This window comes from Micromonospora echinospora (genome assembly GCF_014203425.1).
Taxonomy (GTDB): domain Bacteria; phylum Actinomycetota; class Actinomycetes; order Mycobacteriales; family Micromonosporaceae; genus Micromonospora; species Micromonospora echinospora_A.
On sequence record NZ_JACHJC010000001.1, the window covers coordinates 3,629,739 to 3,650,602 of the forward strand.

A 20,864-nucleotide genomic window follows, 5' to 3' on the forward strand; every position below is an offset into this window, starting at 1 on the left:
GCGACGCCGCGACCCCGCCCCGCGTGGGTCTGCTGCTCCCGGGCCAGGGTGCGCAGCACCCCGGCATGGGCGCGCGGCTGGCCGCTACCGAGCCGGTGTTCGCCGCCGCCGTCGACGAGTGCGCCGCGATCCTCGGCTGGGACGCAGGCGACATGATCTTCGACGCCGGACCCGGCGCCGACGAGCGGCTCGCCGAACCGGCCGTGGCGCAACCCGCGCTGTTCGCCGTCGAGTACGCCCTCGCGACGCTGTGGCGGCACTGGGGCGTCACGCCCGCCGCGATGATCGGCCACTCCGTCGGCGAGCTGGTCGCCGCGACCGTGGCCGGGGTCTTCGACCTGCCCGACGCGCTGCGGCTCGCCGCCGCCCGGGGCCGCCTGGTCCAGGCCGCGCCGCAGGGCCGCATGCTCGCCGTGCAGCGCGGCGCCGAGGAGATCGCGCCGCTGCTGCCCGACGGCGTCGCCGTGGCGGTCAGCAACGGCCCGCAGACCTGCGTGCTGGCCGGCGCGCCGGAACCGGTCACCGCCGCCGCCGACGCGCTGCGCGAACGCGGCATCGGCTGCACGCTGCTGCGGTCGCCGTACGCGATGCACGTGCCGCTGCTGGAGCCGGTGCGCGACGAGTTCGCGGCGCTCGTCGCGGCGGTGCCGCGCCGGGCGCCGGACCTGACGGTGTTCTCCGCCGCGACCGCCGCGCCGTTCACCGACGCGCAGATCACCGACCCGGCGTACTGGGCCGGGCAGCTGTGCCGGACGGTGCGGTTCGGGGACACAGTGGCGGCGCTCGCCGCTACCGGCGCCGCCGACGACTGGCTGCTACTGGAGTGCGGCCCCGGCCGGCAACTCGCCGGACTCGCCCGGCTCAGCCTGCCGCAGGGGGCCCGGGCGCCGCTGCGCACGCTGCCCGCGCCGGGGGAGCGGCTGACCGACCGGCAGACCGCGTACGAGGCGGCGGGCCGGCTGTGGACCGCAGGGGTGCCGGTGCGCCTGCCCGCCTCCGGCACGCCGCGCCGGGTGCCGCTGCCGGGTTACCCGTACCAGCGGGCCCGGTACTGGATCGACCCCGCGCCGGTGGCCGCACCCGCCGAACCGGCCACCGACCGGCGGTACGACGACGGGGTGGTCGAGGTCCCGGTCTGGCGTCAACTGCCCGACACCGCGCCCGCCGGGGCACCCGGTCCGCTGCTGCTGTTCGCCTCCGGGGAGCGGGGCACGGCGCTCGCGGACCGGCTGCGCGAGCGCGGCGTGGACGTGACAGTGGTCCGTCCCGGGCCCGCCTTCGCGGTCCGCCCGGACGGCTTCCGGCTGCGTCCGACGAACGTCGCCGACCACCGGCGGCTGCTCGACGAGTGCGCCGACGACGGCCGCGCCGGCCGGATCGTGCACGCGTGGGCGCTCGACGGCGACCCGGCCGGCGCCGACGCGGACGCCGTGGCGGCGGCACAGGAGCACGGGTACCTCGCGCTGCTGACGCTGCTGGAGGCGCTGCCGGCCGCCGACCTGGAACTGGACGTGGTGACCGCCGGGACGGCCGACGTGACCGGGAGCGACCTGCTGCGCCCGGAGCACGCCACAGTGGCCGGGGTGGTGCGCTCGGTGCCGCTGGAACGCCCGGGGCTGCGCTGCCACTGGGTCGACGCCGACCCGGCCGACCCGGGCGCGCACGCGGTGGCTGACGAACTGCTCGGCGCCGAGCGGGCCGAGTCGGTCGCGCTGCGGCTGGGCGGGCGCCGCTGGACCCGCGAGTTCGCGGCGGTCCGGCCGGGTGGGCATACCGGCCCGGGGCCGGTCCTGCGCGACGGCGGACGCTACCTGATCACCGGCGGGCTGGGGCGGATCGGCGGCGCGTTCGCCGCCGAGCTGGCCCGCCGGGGCGCGCGGCTGGTGCTGCTCGGCCGCGCCACGCAGCCACCACCGGGCGTGATCGAGGCCCTGGAACGGGCCGGCGCGCAGGTCCGCCACGTCAGCGCCGACGTGACCGACGTGGACGCGCTGCGGGCGGTACGCACCGACGTCCTGCGCGACCTCGGCGGACTCGACGGAGTCATCCACGCCGCGCGGCTGCCCGACACCGGACTGTCCGCCGGGTCGCGACTGGCCGAGGCGGCGGCGGAACTGCGGCCGAAGGTCACCGGCACGCTGGCGCTGCGCGAGGTCTTCGGTGACCTGCCGCTCGACGTCGTCGTGCTCAACTCGTCGGTGACAGCGCTCGCGGGCGGCCTGGGCCGCGCCGACGACACGGCCGCCAACGCGTTCCTCGACGCGTACGCGCGCGGCCCGCACGGGTGGCGGGCACCAGTCGTGTCGCTGGCCTGGGGAGCGTGGCGGGAGGAGGGCGTCCCCGACCACGACGGGCTGTCCCCGGCGGCGGCCGTCGGCGCGGCGAACCGGGTCCTCGGTGAGGGGCGTACCGGCTCGGTGGCGGTCGGCGCGTACACGGTGGCCGCTGTCGCCGGGCACGAGCGGCGGCTCGCCTCGGCCACCGCCGCCACCGCCTCGACGGCGCCCGCCGCCGACGGCGACCTGACCGCCACAGTCGCCCGGATCTGGCGGGACGTGCTCGGCGTGGCCGAGGTCGGCCCGTATGACAACTTCTTCCGGCTCGGCGGCACCTCGCTCGTGGCCGCGCAACTGGTGCTGCGCATCCGCCAGGCGGTCGGGGCCCGGCTGTCCATGCGGGTGCTGTTCGACGCGCCGACCGTGTCGGCGATGGCGGCCCGGATCGAGTCGCTGCGCGCCGCCCCACCCGCCGCCGCGTCCGCGGAGGCGCCCATCCCGCGCCTGCGGAGACCGGTATGACGGAGTCGCGGCAGGACGTCACGCCGGTGGAGGACGTCTACACGGTCCCGGCCTCCTACGCGCAGGAGCGGGTCTGGTTCACTGCCCAGCTCAGCCCCGGGCAGCCGTTGTTCACCATGACCGACGCGGTCACCCTGCCGCCGGGCGCCGGCCCGGAGCAGGCGCTCGCCGCGCTGCGGGCGGTCACCGACCGGCACGAGTCCATGCGCACCACACTGCGCCTCGACGACGGCCGGCTCTACCAGGACATCCACCCCACGGTGCCGGTCGAGCTGCCGGTCACCGACCTGTCCGGGCTGCCCGAGCCGGAGCGCAATGATGCCCGTGCCCGGATCGTCGCCGAGTACGCAGGCCTCGACCTGCCGATGGACACCGCGCCGCTGTGGCGGGCCCGGCTGCTGCGGCTCGGCCCGGACACCTGGTGGCTGCTGTTCGCCGGGCATCACGTCGTCCTCGACGGCACGTCCCTGCTCATCCTGCGCGCCGAGCTGACCGAGCTGTGCGCCGCCGCCGTCGCGGGCCGCGAGCCGGACCTGCCCGACCTGCCCATCCAGTACGCCGACTACGCCGCCTGGGACCGCGACCGCCTCGACGGCCCTCGCTGGGACGAGCTGCGCGAGTACTGGCGGGAGGCGTTGACCGGCCTGCCGGCAGTGCACGCGCTGACCACCGACCGGCCGCGCCCGCCGACGCTCTCGTTCGACGGCGCAGACGTCCGCCGTACGCTGCCGGCTGACGTTACGCGGGCGCTGCCCGAGCTGGCCCAGCAGTCCGCCGCCACCCCGTTCATGGTGCAGCTGGCCGCCTACGTCGCGCTGCTGCACCGGCTGTCCGGAAGCGACGACGTGGTGGTCGGCATGCCGGTGACCGGCCGCGACCGCGCCGAGCTGGAACCGCTGCTCGGCATGTTCATGAACATGCTGGTGCTGCGGGTCGACGTGTCGGGCGACCCGCCGTTCCTGACCCTGGTCCGCCGGGTACGCAGGGTTGTGCTCGACGCCTGGGACCACCAGGACATGCCGTTCCAGCGGCTGGTCGAGGAGCTGGCGGTACGGCGCGACCCGGGCGTGCCGCCGCTGTACCAGCTCACGTTCCACCACCTGCCGACCGGCCGGGGCGAGGCGTTCGGCGGCGCCATGGACGACCTGTCGCTGGAGATCGCCGGGGACGAGCTGCGGCTGGAGTACCGCACGGCGTTGTTCGAGCGCGCCGGCATGGAGGCGTTCGCCGACCGTTACCTGCTGCTGTTCGCCGCCGCCGTGGCGGCGCCCCGCACCCGGGTGAGCGCGCTGCCGGTCATGTCGGACGCCGAGCGCGCCAAGGTGGTCACCGGCTGGAACGCCACCGACGGCCCGGTACGCCGGACCACGCTGGCGGAGCTCTTCGACGATCAGGTCCGGCGCGCGCCGGACGCGGTGGCGCTCGTCGACGGCGACACCCTGATGACGTACGCCGAGCTGTCCGCGGCCGCCGAGCAGGTGGCGCGGCGGCTGGTCGCGTACGGCGTGGGACCGGAGTCGGTCGTCGCGATCCACGAGCCCCGCTCCAGCCGCCTGGTCGCCGGGCTGCTCGGCATCCACCGGGCCGGCGCGGCGTACCTGCCGCTGGACCCGGACCACCCGGCGCAACGGCTGGCCTTCATGCTGGCCGACGCGGGCGCCGGGGTGCTGCTCGCCGACGAGATGCCGGACGGGCTGACGGCGCCGGGCGCGGTGCTGCCGCTGACCGCGCCGGACCAGCCGCGCACCGGCGAGCGCGTCGCCGCCGGGCCGGGGAACGCGGCGTACGTGATCTACACGTCCGGTTCCACCGGGCGGCCGAAGGGCGTGGTGAACGAGCACGCCGCGATCGTCAACCGGCTCGACTGGATGCAGGACGCGTTCGCGCTCGGCCCGGACGACGCGGTGCTGCACAAGACGCCGATCGGCTTCGACGTGTCGGTGTGGGAGGTGTTCTGGCCGCTGATCGTGGGCGCACGGCTGGTCCTCGCCGCGCCGGGCGGGCACCGCGACCCGGCGTACCTGCGGGAGCTGATCGAGCGGGAGCGGATCACCACTGTCCACTTCGTCCCGTCGATGCTCGACGCGTTCCTGTCCACCGCCGACCCCGCCGGGCCGGCCCGCTGCGGGTCGCTGCGGCGGATCGTGTGCAGCGGCGAGGAGCTGCCGCCGGACCTGGCCCGCCGCGCCGTGACGGCGTTCCCGTCGGCCGCGCTGCACAACCTCTACGGCCCCACCGAGGCCGCGATCGACGTCACCGCCTGGGCGGCCACGCCCGCCGCGCTCGCCGGGGTGACCCGGGTGCCGATCGGCGGGCCGATCCGCAACGTGCGCACCTACGTGCTCGACGAGGCGATGCGGCCGGCGCCGGTAGGCGTGGCCGGGCAGCTCCACCTCGGCGGCGTGCAGGTGGCCCGTGGCTACCTGAACCGGCCTGCGCTCACCGCCTGCGCGTTCGTCCCCGACCCGTTCGGGGCGCCCGGCGGGCGGCTGTACGCCACCGGTGACCTGGCCCGCTGGCATGCCGACGGCACGCTGGAGTTCCTCGGCCGCATGGACGACCAGGTGAAACTGCGGGGCCTGCGGATCGAACCGGGGGAGATCGCCGCGGTGCTGCGCGAGCAGCCGGGCGTCGGCTCCGCCGCAGTCGTCGTCCGGGGCGCCACGCCCGCCGAGCAGCGCCTCGTGGCGTACCTGACGGGCGAGGCCCCGGACCCGGCCGCGCTGCGCGCGGCGCTGAAGCGGCGGCTGCCGGAGTACATGGTGCCGTCGGCGTTCGTGCGGCTGGACGCGCTGCCGCTGTCCGCCAACGGCAAGCTCGACACCGCCGCGCTGCCCGCCCCGGTGTCCGGCGGCACCGCGGTGGAGCGCCGGACGCCGGTCACCCCGGTCGAGCAGGCGGTCGCCGCCGCCTGGCGCGACGTACTCGGCGTCACCGACGTCGGCCTCGACGACGACTTCTTCGAGCTGGGCGGGCACTCGCTGCTGGCGATCCGGATGTTGGCCATGCTGCGCGCTGTGTACGGGCAGGTCGACGTCGGCGTGATGGACGTGTTCGCCCACCCGACGGTGGAAGGGCTGGCCGCGCTGATCGACGGCCCGGCCGACCGGGAACGCCCGCTGCTGTACGAGCTGACCCGGCCGGTCCCGCCGGGGCAGCGGGTGCGCTCCTACGTGTGCGTGCCCTACGGCGGCGGCCTGGCCAGCATCTACCAGCCGCTCGCCGACGCGCTGCCGCCCGGGCACACGCTGTTCTCCGTGGCGGTCCCCGGCCACGACGTCGGCGTCGACGACACCGAGCTGCCGTTCGACGAGCTCGTCGAGCGGTGTGTGGCCGAGATCCAGGAGCGCGTGGACGGCCCGCTGGTCCTGTACGGCCACTGCGTCGGCGGCGCGCTGCTGACCGGCATCGCCCGGCGGCTGCACGAGCGGGGCCGCCCGATCGAGGCGATCTACGCCGGGGGCGTGTTCCCGACGGCGCGGCCGGACAACATGCTCGGCCGGCTCGTCGACTGGGCCGACTCCCGGGGCGCGGACCGGCGCTACGAGACGTTCCTGCGCTCGATCGGCGCGGAGCTGGCCGACCTCGACCAGGCGCAGGTCGACCGGTTCGTCCACCACGTACGGCGGGAGGCCGCCGAGGCGCAGGAACGGTTCACCGGGTGGCTGGACGCCGAGCCGGTTCGGGTGCCCACGCCGGTGATCTCGGTCGTCGGCACCCACGACGTGCTCACCGAGTACTACGAGGAGCGGTACCGCGAGTGGAGCTTCCTCGGCGAGTCCACCGCGCTCGTGGTTCTGGACCAGGCCGGGCACTACTTCGTCAAGCAGCGGGCCGCGGCGCTCGCCGAGGTGCTCACCCGGACTCACCCCCGGCTGGCCGAGCCCGCCGCGCCGCGCCGGCTCGCCGGTGACGGCTGGGAACTCGCCGCGACGAGCACCGACCCGGTTGCCGCCGAGGCCGCCGTGCAGCCGGGGGTACGCCGGTTCCTGGCGCTCACCGCCAGCCAGCTGATCTCGTCCACCGGCTCGGCGTTGACCCAGTGGGCGGTGCCGGTCTGGGTCTACCTGGAGACCGGGTCGATGCTGTGGTTCGGCCTGTCCGGGGTGATCGCCTACCTTCCGGCGCTGCTGACGCTGCCGGTCGCGGGCGCGGTCGCGGACCGGTTCGACAGGCGCCGGGTGCTGCTCGCCGCGTGCGCGGTAGCGGTGACCGCGGAGGCGCTTCTCGCAGTGCTGCTGTGGACCGACCGGATGGGACTGGCAGCCGTCTACACGCTCGTCTGTGTGCTCGGCGCGGCGTCGGTGTTCCAACGCATCACCTACCTGGCCGCGATCCCGCAGGTGGTGCCGAAACGCTATCTGGGCCACGCCAACGGCATCGCCCAACTCGCGGTCGGGCTCAGCTCGCTCGCCGTGCCGCTGCTGGCGGCGGGCCTGCTCGCGGCGATCGGCCTGGCCGGCGTACTGGTGATCGACATCGTGAGCTACGTGGCGGCGATCGGTGTGCTGGTGGCGGTGCGCTTCCCCGACCTGCTCGGCCGCCGCCGCAAGGAGCCGTTCCTGGCCGAGCTGGTCGGCGGCGCGCGGATGGCGTGGGCGGAACCGGGGTTCCGGGCCATGCTGGGCTTCTTCTCGCTCTACAACCTGTGCCTGGCCAGCCTGCTGCTGGTGCCGCCGATGGTGCTCGCGTTCGGCACGATGGGCCAGGTCGGCACCGTCGCGTTCGCCGAGGCGCTGGGCGCGGTCCTCGGTGGACTCGCCATCGCGATCTGGGGCGGCCCGACCCGCCGCCGGATGCCCGCGCTGATCGCCATCGCGTTCGGGGTGGCGATCAGCCTGGTGCTCAGCGGCGTACGCCCGAGCCTCCTGCTGGTGGCGCTCGGCAGCTTCGGCGTCGGCCTGGGCCTGGGCCTGCACAACGGCATCTACCTGTCGATCATCCAGGTGAAGGTGCCGCAGCGGTTCCACGGCCGGGTACTGGCGATCATCCAGACGCTGACCTGGGCGACGCTGCCGCTGGGCTTCGCCGTGCTGGTGCCGCTGAGCGGGTCGCTGCTGGAGCCGATGTTCGCGCCGGGCGGCGCCCTGGCCGACAGCGTCGGCGCGCTGATCGGCACCGGCCCCGGCCGAGGGCTCGGGTTCGCGTTCGTGGTGTCCGGGCTGGCACTGGTTGTGGTGTCGCTCGGCGCCTACGGCGTACGCCGGCTGCGCCTGTTCGACACCGAGACCCCCGACGCCCCGGCGGACGCCACCGAGTGGCTACCGCACCTGCGCCGGCACCGGGTCGACGATCTGTAGCCGCAGCTCCGAGGCGTACGCCCGGCCGGCCCCGTCGGTCAGCCAGGCGTCGTCCGGGCCGGGCAGCAACTCGGTGACCGTCAGGCCGACGCCGTCGCCGCCCTTGGCGTGCGCGCCCCGCAACAGCGTGCACAGCAGTCGGGTGTAGACGCCGCTGGTCAGGTCGACGTAGCTGGGCTTGAGTTCGGTGTCGACCCGGACGAAGACCTGCTCGGGCAGGCCCATCGCCAGCCGCCAGCGGCGTACCGCGAGGTAGCGTTCCCGCTCGCCCTTGACCGTGTGCAGGCCGGTCTCGCCGACCGTGGTGCGCCACGTCTCGCGTACCAGCACCAGGCCGTCGACTGTGACGCGCGGCGTGCGCCCGGCGTTGCCGGCCAGCTTCCACGTGTCGAACACCTGGTAGTCGAACAGCGGCGCGAACACCTCCAGCAGCGGCCACCGCCGGCCGTCGTCCGCGTGCGCGGTTAGCGTGCCGTCGGCGTCCGGCCGCACGGTCAGGGCGGTGATCGGCACGAGGCGGTCCGGGTCGGCGCCGGGAGCGTCGACGAAGCCGATCTGGGCGTCGGCGGGCCCGTGCAGCCACTCCGCGATCCGGGCCGTGTGCCGGGGCCAGTCCACCGGCGCCAGCAGCCGTACCCGGCCGTCGGGCAGGTCGGCGCGCATGCCGTCGCGCAGCCGCTGCGGGTCCGGGTGCCCGTACGCGAAGAAGTGCGTGTCGAACGCGGCCAGGGCGACGTGCAGCTCGCCGAGCACGACCGTGAAGTCCCCGCGCAGCAGCGCCGTCTCGTCAGTGGCGCACACGTGCACGTCCGGGCTGTGGATCCGGGCGGCGGCCCAGCCGGGCGCGGTGGCGGGGAAGGCGGCGGCGACCCGCTCGGTCAGCTCCGCGGCGTCGAACCGCAGCTCCCGGGCGTCGCCGTCGGCGTCGGCCAGGCCGAGCACCGTCGCCCACCGGCCGAGGAAGTCGGCGGTGACTGCGGCACCGGGCGGGTCCGCCCCGAACACCATCGCCTGCGCCAGGAACCACAGGTCGGCCAGGGCAACGTCCACGGTGGCCGACTCCGCCGCCAGGTCGCGGTACAGGGCGGTCAGCGCGTCGGCGTACGCCGCACCGATCGCCGAGGTCAGCCACCGCGCCGACAGCAGCAGCGGCGCCAGCGGGGCGAGCCGTTCCAGCAGCGCGTCACCGAAGCCGACGTCCAGGTCGCGGACCGTCTCCAGGTGGCAGAGCGTGCGACCGGCGTACACCTCGCCGGGCTGCTGCCGCGCGGCCCGGCCGGTCAGCTCCACGAACCGCCGGTCCAACGCGGACATCGCCTCGGCTAGTGCGTCCGGGCCGTCGGCGGCGGCCACCGCGTCGCGCAGCGCGCCCACTGTGGACAGGTCGCCGAGCACCCGTTCCCGGGCCGTGTCGTCGCCGATCGCGGCCAACTGTTCGCGCAGCACGTCCTCGGCGGTGAGGTCGACCGGCAGGTCGAAGCCGATCCGCAGCACGCCGCGCCCGGCGAGGTCGTCCAACTGGGCGTGCACGTCGGCGGCGCGGCGGAAGCCGCTCGCCGGGTCCGCGAGCAGCGCGGCGACCAGATCGGCGACGCGCGGCCCCCGCTGCGCCAGCGCGAGCAGCGCCGCAGTCGCTGCGGTCACCGTCTGCGGCGGGTGGTGCGGGTGCCGCAGCACCCGCTCGCGCACCGTCAGGTGCGGGGCCAGCCGCACCGGCAGCCAGTCCCGCACGCCCGGCGCACGGGCGAACGACTCGCCGAGCGCGTCCAGGCCCCACCGTTCCAGGAACACCTTGCGGGTACGCGTCAGAGCCGCGCCGGGGCGTACGGTCGCGACCGGACCCGGGCCGCCCAGCTCGGTCCAGCAGATGGGGCCGAAGAAGCCCACTGTGTCGTTCTTCAGGCAGTACCGCTGCCAGTACTTCGCGATCACCTCCTCCCGGTGGCGGCGGCGCAGATTGCGCGGGGCGTGCGGGCCGTCGCGCCGGATCGCGTCGACAGCGAGCAGGACCGCCGGGTTCTGCCAGATCAGCGCCGTGCGGAACGCGTCGTCGCAGGCGATGTCGTAGACCGCCTGCCCGAGTTCGGTAGCGGCGGCGTCGAACGCGGCCCCGAAGTCCGCCGCGTCGCCCTCCCCGCGCAGATGCCTGTCGGCCGCCGCCGCGAGCGCGGGCGCGGCGAACCGCCGCATCCCGGCGGCCGGAAAACCGGCCGACCGGAGCAACGCGGAACGCCATACGTGCCAAGGGGTTCCGGGCAGGGACGTGAGATGCTCTCGGGGCATGGGGGAATGGTATGCACCAGCGGATCAGCGGCGGGACGGTCGACCATGAGTTTCGGGCTGGTGTCCTTCGGCGAGGCGCTCGGCGAACCGGCGCCGGTGGCGGACGTGGTGGGGCAGTACACCGACGACGTGCGGCGGGTCCTCGGCTACGGCTACCGGCGGGTGCACCGCAGCGCGCCGGACGTCGGCCTCACCGACCTCGCCGAAGATGCCGCCCGCCGGGCCCTCGACGCCGCCGCGCTGCCCGCCGAGCGGGTGGACCTGCTGGTGCTGGCCGTCACCGACCTCACCGAACACCTCTACTGGGACGCCGCCGCCGAGTTGGCGCACCGGCTCGGCGTGGTCGGCGCCGAGGCGGTGCTGCTCACCCAGGCGTGCACCACGGGCGTGCTCAGCCTCGACACCGTCGCCGGCAAGTTCGCCACCCACCCCGGGTACGACCACGCGCTCGTGGTGGCCGCGAACCGGACCTGTGAGGCGTACTGGAACCGGATGGACACGCAGCCGATGGTGTTCTCCGACGGCGCGGTCGCCACAGTGGCCCGGCGCGGGCATCCCCGGCTGCGCTGGCAGGCCACCGAGGCCGCCACCGACGGCCGCTACGCCGGGTTCTACCGGCTCGACACCGGTGGCGCGGCGGCGCCGTTCGGCCCCGGCGCCGAGCCGCCGGCCGCCCGCGACGTGTGGCACGTGATGGAGTTCTTCGACTACGACGCCGAGCAGTTCGAGCAGTACGCCCGGCACCTGGACGAGCGGGCCGTGCGGGTCACCGAGCGGGCCTGCGAGCGGGCCGGCGTCAAGGTCGCCGACCTGGCGCGGCTGATCCTGGTCGCCGACAACGAACGCGCCATGACGTCGCTCGCGCAGGCGCACGGGGTGCCGCCGGAGCGCACGAACCGGGAGCTGGCGGCCGAGTACGGGCACCTCGGCGCGGCGGACCAGATGTTCGGGCTGAGCCGTCTGCTCGCCGCCGGTGAGCTGGCCGACGGCGACCGGATCGCGTTGATCTCGCTGGGCCGGGGCACGCACTGGGCCTGTACCATCATCGAGGTATGAGCATGTCCAGCCGGCTGGTGCGGCTCGTCGCCGACGTGCTGGAGCTGCCGGTCGATCAGGTCGACGACGAGACCGGCCCCGCGACCACCGCCGCCTGGGTGAGCCTGCGCCATCTCCAGATCGTCGCGGCGGTCGAGGACGCGTACGGGATCGCGCTGAAGCCCCGGGAGATCCGGACCGTGCGGTCGGTGGCCGATCTGCGCGCGCTGCTCGCGCAGCGGGGTGTGCCGGAGTGACCGCCGCGCCGTCCCCGCTCGACGACGCCGACCTCGACGCCGGGCTGCTCATCCGCCGCTTCGAGGAGCAGCTGCTCCGCCTGTACGCCGACGGCCACCTCGGCGGCACCACGCACACCTGCCTCGGCCAGGAGTACGTCCCGGTCGCGCTGGCCCCGCTGCTGACCGGCGACTTCGTGTTCAGCAACCACCGCGGGCACGGGCACTACCTGGCCCACTGCGGCGACCCGGAGGGCCTGCTCGCGGAACTGCTCGGCCGGGAGGGCGGGGTGTGTCACGGGTACGGCGGCAGCCAGCACCTGCGCCGGGAGCGGTTCCTGTCCACCGGCGTGCAGGGCGAGAGCCTGCCCGCCGCTGTCGGCGTGGGGCTGCACCTCAACCGCACCGGGCAGGACCGGATCGTGGTCGCGTACATCGGGGACGGCACCTGGGGCGAGGGTGCGGTCTACGAGGCGCTGAACATGGCGGCGCTGTGGCGGGTGCCGCTGCTGGTGGTGGTCGAGCACAACCGGATCGCCCAGTCCACCCCGACCGGCGCGCAGCTCGCAGGCACCATCGCCGGCCGGGTCACCGGGTTCGGCATCACAGTGAGCGAGTCCGACTCGCTGGACCTCGCCGAGGTGCGGGCCGCCGCCGCGCCGCACGTCGAGCGGGTCCGTACCACCCGGCAGCCGCACGTGCTGGTGCAGCACACGGTGCGGCTCGGCCCGCACAGCAAGGGCGACGACACCCGGCCCGCCGAGGAACTCGACCGGCTGCGCCGCTTCGACTGGCTCCAGCGGTACGCGGCCGCGTACCCGGACCGGTTCTCGGCCGCCGACGCGCGGGCCCGGCGGCGGGTCGCGGAGATCTCGGCCGACGTGCTGGCCCGGCCCGCGGCGCGGGGAGGCGTGGCGTGACGCGCGCCGAACGGGTGAGCCGCAACCTCAACCGTGCCCTGCACGGGCTGTTCGCCGCCGACGAGCGGGCCTGGCTGCTGGGCGAGGACGTCGCCGACCCGTACGGCGGGGCGTTCAAGGTCACCCAGGGGCTCTCCACCGTCTACCCGGACCGGGTGCTGTCGACGCCGCTGAGCGAGAACGGCATCACCGGCGTCGCGGGCGGCCTGGCGCTCTGCGGCGACACCGTCGTCGTGGAGATCATGTTCGGGGACTTCGTCGGCCTCGCGTTCGACCCGATCCTCAACCTCCTCACCAAGTCCGTCACCATGTACGGCGAGCGCACCCCGATGCGGGTGGTGATCCGCTGCCCGGTCGGCGGCGGGCGGGGCTACGGCGCGACGCACAGCCAGAGCCCGCAGAAGCACTTCATCGGCATCCCGCACCTCGCGCTGTACGAGCTGTCGCCGCTGCACGACGCGGCCGACGTGCTGGCCGCCGCGCTGAGCCGGGGCGAACCGGCGATGCTGTTCGAGGACAAGATCCTCTACACCCAGCGGCGGTACGTGGACAACCGCGTCGACGACCGCCTCGCCTTCGAGCTGCGGGGCGGGGACGGCAACTGGGCCCGCGTCCACGACCCGGCCGCCACCGCCGCGCCGACGCTCGTCATCGCGCCCGGCGGGGTCGCCAACCGGGCGATCACCGCCGCCACGGAGGCGGCGCGGCGAGGGCGCACCGTCGAAGTGCTGGTCCCGGCGCGGCTCTATCCGGTGGACGTCGAGGGTCTGCTCGACCTGCTCGACGGCGCCGACGGCGTGATCGTCGCCGAGGAGAGCACTGCCGGCGGCACCTGGGGCAGCGAGGTCGCCGCCCGGCTCCACGCCGAGGCCTGGCCGCTGCTGCGCGGCCCGGTCGAGCTGGTCAGCTCCGCCGACCGTGTCATCCCGTCCGCGCCGCACCTGGAACGAGCGGTCCTGCTCGGCGCGGACGCGATCCTGGATCGGATCATGCGCCTCCCCGCCGGTCCGGTGGCCCGCGACCGGTCCGCCCCGTCGCCGGACGGGTCCGGCACCATTGCGGCAGCGCGCACCGGTCCGTCACCCGCCGGTCGGGTCCCGGCGGCACAGCGGGGCGTCGCCGTGGACGTACCCAGGCTCAACCCCAACGACGACAGCTACGTGCTGCTGGAATGGCTGGTCCCGGCCGGCGCCACGGTCGAGGCCGGCGAGCCGGTCGCGGCGGTCGAGACGTCCAAGGCGATCGAGGAACTGCCCGCGCCGGACTCGGGCATCCTGCGTCAGGACGTGGCGGCCGGCGCCGACTGCGTCCCGGGCGCGACAATCGGCCACATCCTGCCCGCCGCGGCGGTGCCCGCTCCGGCTACGCCACCGGCCCTGCCCGCCCAGGCCGCGTCCGTGCCGGATGCGCCCGCCCGCGCCGGCTCCGGTCCGGGCGTGCCCGCCCCGGCGTACCCGGAGTCGGAGGCGGCAGCCGGGACGCGGGCCGCGCCGCCGGGACGGCCGCTGCCACCGGCGCAACGTCGCATCGCCGACGTGGTGACGACGTCGCACCGGGAGATCCCGGCCGCCTTCACCGCCGTGCGCGTCGACGTCACTGCCGCGCTCGCGTACGCACGCCGCGCCGCCGACGAGGCCGGCGCCGCGGTCGGCCTGACCGAGGTCGTCATCGCCGCCGTGGCCGCGCTGCACGAGCGGTTCCCCGCCCTCTACGCCCGGCTCACCGACGGCGGCCTGGTCGTCGACGCGGCGGCACCGGCGATCGGGGTCACCGTGGACGCCGGCACCGGGCTGTTCCTGCCGGTGATCCGCGACGCGGCCGGGCTGGACCTCGGCGACCTCGCCGACGCGGTGGTCGAGCTGCGGATGAAGGCGCTGCGCAACCGGCTGCGCGAGGAGGACATGGCCGGCATGACCTTCCTGGTCGCGCTCAACGACACAGCCGGCGTCACGCTGGCCCGGCCGATCATCCCGCCCGGCGTCACCTGCGCCCTGTCGGTGCCGGACGTGCACCGCGAGGTCGTGCTCGACGGCGACGGCGGGGTACGCGAGCGGATGGTGGCGGACCTGGGCCTGGCCTACGACCACCGGCTGGTGAACGGGGCGCAGGCCGGGGCGTACCTGGCCGCGCTCGGCGAGGCCCTGCAACGCTGACGGCCGGGCCCGGCCCGGGGTCGGGACGGCGTCGCGAGGGGCGTGACCTGCGTTACCTCTGGCCGAGACGGGAATGCGCCCGTCCGGGGCGTATTTGACTGAGGGTGTGAGTGCCGCACCGTCTTCCGCCCGGCCGCACGCCGACCGGACGGAGATCTCCCCGTTGACCGATGCCGCCCCCGGCCCGCTTCCGACGCCCGGCCCGACCCCCGGTGACCTGATGAGCCGCGCCCAGCGGCTGAAGCTCGTGCTGGTCCTCGGCTCGCTGATCGCTGTGGGTCCGCTGACCATCGACATGTACCTGCCCGCGCTGCCCGCGATCGTGACGGACTTCGCGACCACGTCGGCGGCGGTGCAGTTGACGCTCACCGGGACGCTCGCCGGGCTCGCCGTCGGGCAACTGCTGATCGGGCCGTTGTCTGACGCGGTCGGGCGGCGCCGTCCGCTGATCGCCGGTCTGCTGCTGCACATCGTGGCGTCGGCGCTGTGCGTGGTCGCCCCGAACGTCGCCGTCCTGGGCGTGCTGCGGGTCGTGCAGGGCCTCGGCGTCGCCGCGACCGCCGTCGTCGCGATGGCTGTGGTGCGTGACCTGTTCAGCGGGTCGGCGTTCGCCACGATGCTGTCCCGGCTGCTGCTGGTGATGGGCGCGGCGCCGGTCCTCGCCCCGACGCTCGGCGGCGGTGTGCTGCGGTGGACGGACTGGCGCGGCGTGTTCGTGGTCCTCGCCGTCTTCGGGGTGCTGCTCGTCGTGCTGGCCACGCTCGCCCTGCCGGAGACGCTGCCGCCCGCGCGCCGTCAGCGCGGCGGAGTCGTGGCGACCGTGATGAACTACGGCGGGCTGCTGCGGGACCGTGTCTTCGTCGGCCTGGTCCTGGTGGCCGGCCTGGCCATGGCGGCGCTGTTCGCGTACGTGGCCGGCTCGTCGTTCGTCCTTCAGGACGGGTACGGCCTCGACGAGCAGGAGTTCGGGCTGGCGTTCGGGGCGGGCGCGGTGGGCCTGATCGGCGCGACGCAGTACAACGTGCGGCTGCTGCGCCGCTACCCGTCCCAGTGGATCCTGGTGGCCTCGCTGGTGGGCGGCACGGTGGCCGGGCTGGCGCTGCTGGTGTTCGCCGCGACCGGTTTCGGCGGGCTGCCCGCGCTGCTGGTGTCGCTGTGGGTGGTGCTGGCGGCGGCGGGCCTGGCCATGCCGAACGCCCCGGCGCTGGCCCTGTCCCGCCACGGCGAGGCGGCCGGCACCGCGTCCGCTCTGCTCGGTGCGGTGCAGTTCGGTGTGGGCGCGGTGGCGGCGCCGCTGGTCGGCGTGCTCGGCACCGGCGCGGTGGCGATGGCGCTGGTGGTGGCCGGCGGGATGGTGGCCGCCCTGGTGGTGCTGCTGGTCGTCGTGCGGCCGTCCCAGCTCGCCGGACTGGAGGCGGATCCGGCGGTCGCGGTCGCGCACTGACGGACCGCCCGGCGGCGCGGGTGCGCGCGGCGCCTACGCTGCTGCCATGACCGCCCCGGCCCGCATCCTGGTCGAGGGGATCCACGGGTCCGGCAAGTCGACGCTGGCCGCACGGCTGGCGCAGCGCTTCGACCTGCCCTGGTATCCGGTCGACGACCTGCTGTGGGAACCGGGCTGGGTGGAGGTGCCGGTCGCCGAGCAGCGGCGGCGGATCGAGGAGATCTGCCGGCGCGACAGATGGATCCTCGACGGCGCCTACCACGGCTGGCGGGACGTGGTGCTCGGCCGCGTCGACCTGGTGATCGGGCTGGACTACCCGCGCGGGGTCTCGTTCCGGCGGCTGCTGCGGCGTACGCGGCAGCGGCTGGCCAGTGGCGAGGAGATCTGCAACGGCAACCGGGAGTCGTGGGGAAGCGTGCTGTCCCGCGACTCGGTGGTGGTCTGGCACGTCACCGGGTTCAGCCGGGCGCGCCGGCGCCTGCGGGCCTGGGCGGCCGACCCGGCCGGACCGCCGGTGCTGCTGTTCACCGACCCGGCCGCCCTCGACGACTGGCTGGCGAGTGGCTCGCCGGCGCCGGGCCGGCGCGGGACGTGACTACATCGGGAAGCGGCCGCGACGCCACTGCCAGTGACGGCCGGCCCGCAGGTGGTCGATGACGGCGCGCTGCAGCGCGGTGCGGCGGGGCAGCCGGTCCAGCGGCGTGTTCAGGCTGCGGAAGACGAAGCGCAGCACCTCGACGTCGCCGTCCAGCCCGTCGATCTGCTGGTAGGGCTCCAGCGTGAACCGCCGCTGGAACCGGACGATGTTGGAGTCCTCCGGCAGGTATTCGCTCAGCTGCGGGTCGAGCAGCCAGGAGCCGCAGGAGAAGGCGGTGTAGCTCTCGTCGGGGAAGTGGCGCGGGAAGAACGTCCGGGCCCGCTCCAGCGACGCGTCGACCGCCTCCGGGGTCAGCGGCCCCGAGTCGGGGATGTGCAGGTCGACGGCCCCGGTGTCGCCGCGCTGGTGCTGCAGGCGGCCCAGGTCGTAGATGCCGCCGCGCGCGTGCAGCGTCAGCCATGCCTGCATGACCGGCCAGCCCTCACCGTGCATCCGCCGGTCGACGGCGAGGTTGTTGCCCAGGTCGGCGAGCGTCGCCCAGGAGACCTCGTCGGGGACGCCGTGGTCGGCGTGGTACGCCCGGACGACGTCGACCAGGGCCAGGTACGCGTAGGCGTAGAGGTGCCGCCAGGCCGGTCCCCGGTCGCGGGGCAGCGCCGGGCCCGGCGGCAGCCAGCCGAAGCCACCGAGGTCGGCCCGGACCAGGGCGATCGAGCGGTCGAGCAGCCAGCGCAGCTCCGGTGTCCACAGTGGGGACTCCGGCTCGGGCCAGGCCGCCATGATCTCGGCGGCGTCGTCGGGGCGGACCGCGAGCCGCTGCAGCAGCGCGGGCGCGTCCGCCTGGGCGGGCAGCGGCGCGGACGGCCGGTCGCCGGCGAGCCGGCGCACCCTGTCGATCTCCTCGGCGGGCACGCCGAGCCGGCCGGCGACGTCGTCCACATCCATGGGGACGACGCTACCGGCCGGCGTCCGCGCCGGCAGCCCCGTGCGGTGTCAGCGCCGTTGCTGGCACGGCACGCAGAAGCGGGCCGAGGGGCGGATCTCCAGGCGGGCGGTGGGGATGTCCTGGCCGCAGCGCTCGCAGACGCCGTACGTGCCCTCGGACATGCGCTTGAGCGCCTGGGCGCTGTCCGCGACGCCCTGGCGCGCGGCCTCGATCAGCCGGCGCAGGGTGTCCGGGTCGTGGCCGCCGTGGTCGGGCTGCCGCGTGTGCAGCGTCAGCTCGGTGAGCTGGTCGGTGTACTCGTTGAACTGCCGGTCCAGCAGTTCCCGCAGGGTGTCGGTGCGGTCGTTCAGGGCGTGCGTCATGATCAGGCGCTCCTTTCCGGGCGGCGCTTGGTGTCGTGCGGGTGGCGCAGGGCCGAGATGGCGGCCATGCCGGCGCCGGTCAGGGCGGCGGTCCGGGGTGAGGCGGCGCGGTGAACGGCGGCGCCGAGTGTCGAGACCATCCGGGCGGTCACGTCGGGCCGGGTCGCGCCGTCGCCGATGACGATCACGCCGCGGGCCAGGGACGTGCGGACCAGGGGCCGCAACGCCGGGTCCTGGCGCAGCTCACGGACCAGTCGCGCGGCGGCGTCGGCGAGCATGCCGGCGGTCGTCGCGTGGTTCAGGTCGCGGGTGCCGACCTCCGCACGGCGGGCGGCCACGACACGGCCGTCCTCCAGCAACGCCACCTCGGTGAGCTGCGCGCCGATGTCGGCGAGCAGCAGGGTGCCGGCGGCGGCGCCGGCGCCGATGGCGCCCGCCCGGACGCTGTCGAGGAACAGCAGCCGGGACGGCGCCAGGACGGCGGCGAGCACGCGGCGCGTCGCCTCCTGCTCGGCCGGCGCGGCCAGCACCGGCCGGCAGGCCACCACGAGCCCGCCGACCGGCACCGACGTGCGGTGGTCACGCAGGATGCGTCGCAGCTCGGTGACACAGGCCGGACCGTCCACGATCCGCCCGCGCCGCACGACCGGGCTGCGCAGGCCGTGACCGAGCGGGACGCTGAGCGTCCGGCCCGGCCCCAGCCAGATCCGCAGCACGCTGCTGCCGAGGTCCACGGCGATCGGCGCCGCGTCGACGGCGACCGGCGGGCGGGTGGTGTGGGACCGGCCGATCAGCAGACCGGTACGCGCCGCTGAACGGGCAACGGTGACGGGATGCGGCATACCGACCTCTTTCGGATCAGGCGCCCAACCGGGCGGTGGACGGTGCGGGGAAGGGGTGTGGCCGGGGGGCCGGGGCCGGACGCCGGATTCGCTCGACGGCGCCGGCGGCCAGGGCTCAGGCGCGCCGCTGGTCGCCGCTCGCGGACCGGGACGCGCCGAGACCGGCGAACACCGGTGGTGAAGCCATCGACGTGCGGGTCATGGTCACCACCTCCTCGCTGCTCGGGTACCGCCTGGGACCTCCAGCGTCGCCCGGAAAACCGCGCTCGGCATTGCCCGCTACCGGCCAACAAAGGGCCGAATGATTGCCGGTCACTGGACAACCGATCCGGGCACCCCCCGGAGCTATGGTTGACGTGAGGAGGTTCCCGTGATCATCGAACGCACGTTCCTCCCCGGCATCGGGGTACGGCACACGCTGACCACCGAAGAGGGCCGCCGCATCGGAGTGATCGACTACCACACCGGCGGCCGGCGCGACGTCGTCCACGACGACCCGGACGACCCGGACGGCATGGTGACGCTCAGCCTCACCCGCGACGAGGCCTCGGCCCTGGCGAACCTGCTCGGCTTCCCGGAGCTGGTCGCCGTTCCCGCCTGAGCGTGACGCCGGCAGCGGCCTGAGTGTCAGGCCGGCAGCGGCCTGAGTGTCAGGCTGGCAGCGGCTTGCGCGGCCAGTCCAGCGCCCGCGCGCCGAGGACGGCGGCGTGCAGCGTGAACCGGTCCCGCGCGTCGGCGGGGTCGTAGCCGCTCAGCGCCCGGACGCGGGCCAGCCGGTAGGTGACGGTGCGGACGGAGACGTGCAGCCGGCGGGCCGCCTCGGTGCCGACCTCGCCGCAGGCGAAGTACTCGTTCAGCGTGTCCAGCAGCGGCTCGGCGCCGCCGCGCGCCTGGGCCAGCGGCGTCAGCACCGCCCGGACCAGGTCGACCATGGCGGGCTGGTCGCGCAGCAGGACGCGGTAGATGAGCAGGTCGTGCGCGTCGATCACGGACGTGTCGGAGTGCAGCCGCCGCGCCGTGGTCAGCGCCTCCCGCGCCTCCTCGTAGGAGCGGGCGATGCCGTACACGCCGGGGTGCGGGCGACCCACCGCCACCTGCCACGGCCGGCCCCGCACCAGGCGGTCCAGCTCACCGTGCATCAGCGTGCCCAGATTCCCGGCCGGCCCGCGGCCCCGGTCGCCGGCCACCGGATCGGCCGGGGCGATCACCACGAGCAGCCCTTCCTTCGTGGCCACCAGGACGTCCCGGTCACCCAGCCGGTCGAAGACGGCCCGTTCCAGCGCGCTGATCGCCGCCTCCGTGTCCGGCAGCCGGCGGCCGGGCGCGGCGAGCGCGACCTGGTGTACGCGGGCCAGGTCCAGCCCGAACGGCTCGGCCCGTTCCACCAGTCCGCCGAGGTCGGAGTCCCCGCGCAGCAGGTCGTCGACGAGTTCCCGGCGCAGCGACTCCTCGCGCCGGACCAGTTCCCGCCGGGCCACCGCGTAGCCCTCGGCGAGCGTGGCGACGGCGGTGTCGACCACGTGCAGCACGGCGTCGGCGGCAGCGCGGACCGCCTCGCTGTCGTCGGAGCGGTCCAGGTGCGGAAGCTGCCGCCACACCCGCCGCGCCGCGGACAGGTAGAGGCGTACCGCGCGTCCGGCGGACACCCCCTGCTCGGCCGCGCGCCGGCCGTGGGCGCCGACCGCGTCGAGTTCGGCGCGGCGCGGACGGCGGCCGGTCACCGCCGCGTCGGTCAGCAGCCGCAGGTAGTCGCCGAGCAGTTCCACAGGCACGCCACCGGCGTCGGCGCTCGCCTCGCGGGCCACCTCGGCCAGCCACTGCTCGTCCTCGCCGCCCGCGGCCGGCGCCGGCCGGCGGACGTTGTCGGTCATCGCGGTCTCCCCGTGCCGGGCCGGCATCCGATGCCGGCCCACCGCGCCCAGCGTAGGCCGCGGGTCCGGCGCCGGC

Annotated in this window: 14 protein-coding genes (1 of these 14 only partly in view); 9 read left to right on the top strand and 5 right to left on the bottom strand. The window is 75.4% G+C overall.

Annotated elements, in window-relative coordinates:
• Together FHU28_RS16795 and FHU28_RS16800 are read left to right on the top strand one after the other, a co-directional pair.
• Window positions 1-2,798, top strand: partial view of a type I polyketide synthase gene (locus FHU28_RS16795; protein ID WP_311773602.1) — the 3' portion only. It extends 1,558 nt beyond the left edge of the window; only the last 2,798 of its 4,356 coding nucleotides appear in the window; its start codon lies off the left edge, out of view; it ends in the stop codon at window positions 2,796-2,798.
• Window positions 2,795-8,098 carry a non-ribosomal peptide synthetase/MFS transporter gene (locus tag FHU28_RS16800; RefSeq protein ID WP_184685291.1) on the top strand — a complete coding sequence of 1,768 codons (5,304 nt, stop codon included), beginning with the start codon at window positions 2,795-2,797 and terminating at the stop codon, window positions 8,096-8,098. Before FHU28_RS16795 ends, FHU28_RS16800 begins: the two co-directional genes overlap by 4 nt.
• On the opposite strand, the gene FHU28_RS16805 is transcribed toward FHU28_RS16800, so the two are convergent.
• On the bottom strand, window positions 8,060-10,321 hold the full coding sequence (locus FHU28_RS16805) for a lantibiotic dehydratase family protein (protein WP_260413033.1): 2,262 nt from the start codon (window positions 10,319-10,321) through the stop codon (window positions 8,060-8,062). The two genes, FHU28_RS16800 and FHU28_RS16805, sit on opposite strands and share 39 nt — an antisense overlap.
• A gap of 105 nt (window positions 10,322-10,426) precedes the next feature.
• On the opposite strand from FHU28_RS16805, the gene FHU28_RS16810 reads away from it, so the two are divergent.
• The 6 genes from FHU28_RS16810 to FHU28_RS16835 all read left to right on the top strand — a co-directional run bounded on the left by FHU28_RS16810 (window position 10,427) and on the right by FHU28_RS16835 (window position 16,764).
• On the top strand, window positions 10,427-11,437 hold the full coding sequence (locus tag FHU28_RS16810) for a 3-oxoacyl-ACP synthase III family protein (protein ID WP_184685295.1): 1,011 nt from the start codon (window positions 10,427-10,429) through the stop codon (window positions 11,435-11,437).
• Entirely contained in the window at window positions 11,434-11,673 is a 240-nt protein-coding gene (locus FHU28_RS16815; protein ID WP_260413037.1) for an acyl carrier protein, read from the top strand. Before FHU28_RS16810 ends, FHU28_RS16815 begins: the two co-directional genes overlap by 4 nt.
• A complete protein-coding gene (locus FHU28_RS16820) occupies window positions 11,670-12,572 on the top strand; it encodes a thiamine pyrophosphate-dependent dehydrogenase E1 component subunit alpha (protein ID WP_184685297.1) in 903 nt (300 codons plus the stop codon). The genes FHU28_RS16815 and FHU28_RS16820 overlap by 4 nt, the downstream gene beginning before the upstream one ends.
• Window positions 12,569-14,725, top strand: coding sequence for a 2-oxo acid dehydrogenase subunit E2 (locus tag FHU28_RS16825; RefSeq protein ID WP_184685299.1), 2,157 nt, complete (start codon window positions 12,569-12,571; stop codon window positions 14,723-14,725). Before FHU28_RS16820 ends, FHU28_RS16825 begins: the two co-directional genes overlap by 4 nt.
• A gap of 220 nt (window positions 14,726-14,945) precedes the next feature.
• Window positions 14,946-16,169 (top strand): multidrug effflux MFS transporter, encoded by a 1,224-nt coding sequence (locus FHU28_RS16830; protein ID WP_184685301.1) that lies wholly within the window; start codon window positions 14,946-14,948, stop codon window positions 16,167-16,169.
• Between the two features lie 46 nt (window positions 16,170-16,215).
• Window positions 16,216-16,764, top strand: coding sequence for a P-loop NTPase family protein (locus FHU28_RS16835; RefSeq protein ID WP_184685303.1), 549 nt, complete (start codon window positions 16,216-16,218; stop codon window positions 16,762-16,764).
• Here the strand turns inward: FHU28_RS16835 and FHU28_RS16840 are convergent, their stop codons facing one another.
• From FHU28_RS16840 to FHU28_RS16850, 3 genes are read right to left on the bottom strand one after another with little or no spacing between them, the layout of a single operon-like run.
• Window positions 16,765-17,712, bottom strand: coding sequence for an acyltransferase domain-containing protein (locus tag FHU28_RS16840; protein ID WP_184685306.1), 948 nt, complete (start codon window positions 17,710-17,712; stop codon window positions 16,765-16,767).
• Between the two features lie 48 nt (window positions 17,713-17,760).
• Window positions 17,761-18,075 (bottom strand): TraR/DksA family transcriptional regulator, encoded by a 315-nt coding sequence (locus FHU28_RS16845; protein ID WP_184685308.1) that lies wholly within the window; start codon window positions 18,073-18,075, stop codon window positions 17,761-17,763.
• 2 nt (window positions 18,076-18,077) lie between these two features.
• Window positions 18,078-18,917, bottom strand: a complete 840-nt coding sequence (locus FHU28_RS16850; protein WP_184685309.1) for a rod shape-determining protein — start codon at window positions 18,915-18,917, stop codon at window positions 18,078-18,080.
• Between the two features lie 370 nt (window positions 18,918-19,287).
• Between FHU28_RS16850 and FHU28_RS16855 the strand changes: the two genes are divergently transcribed.
• The gene (locus FHU28_RS16855; RefSeq protein WP_184685310.1) at window positions 19,288-19,518 is read left to right on the top strand and encodes a cation:proton antiporter regulatory subunit; all 231 of its coding nucleotides are present in this window, start codon (window positions 19,288-19,290) and stop codon (window positions 19,516-19,518) included.
• Window positions 19,519-19,567: 49 nt separating this feature from the next.
• Here the strand turns inward: FHU28_RS16855 and FHU28_RS16860 are convergent, their stop codons facing one another.
• Complete coding sequence (locus tag FHU28_RS16860) at window positions 19,568-20,788, bottom strand: PucR family transcriptional regulator (RefSeq protein WP_184685311.1); 1,221 nt, start codon at window positions 20,786-20,788, stop codon at window positions 19,568-19,570.
• Window positions 20,789-20,864 lie beyond the last annotated feature (76 nt).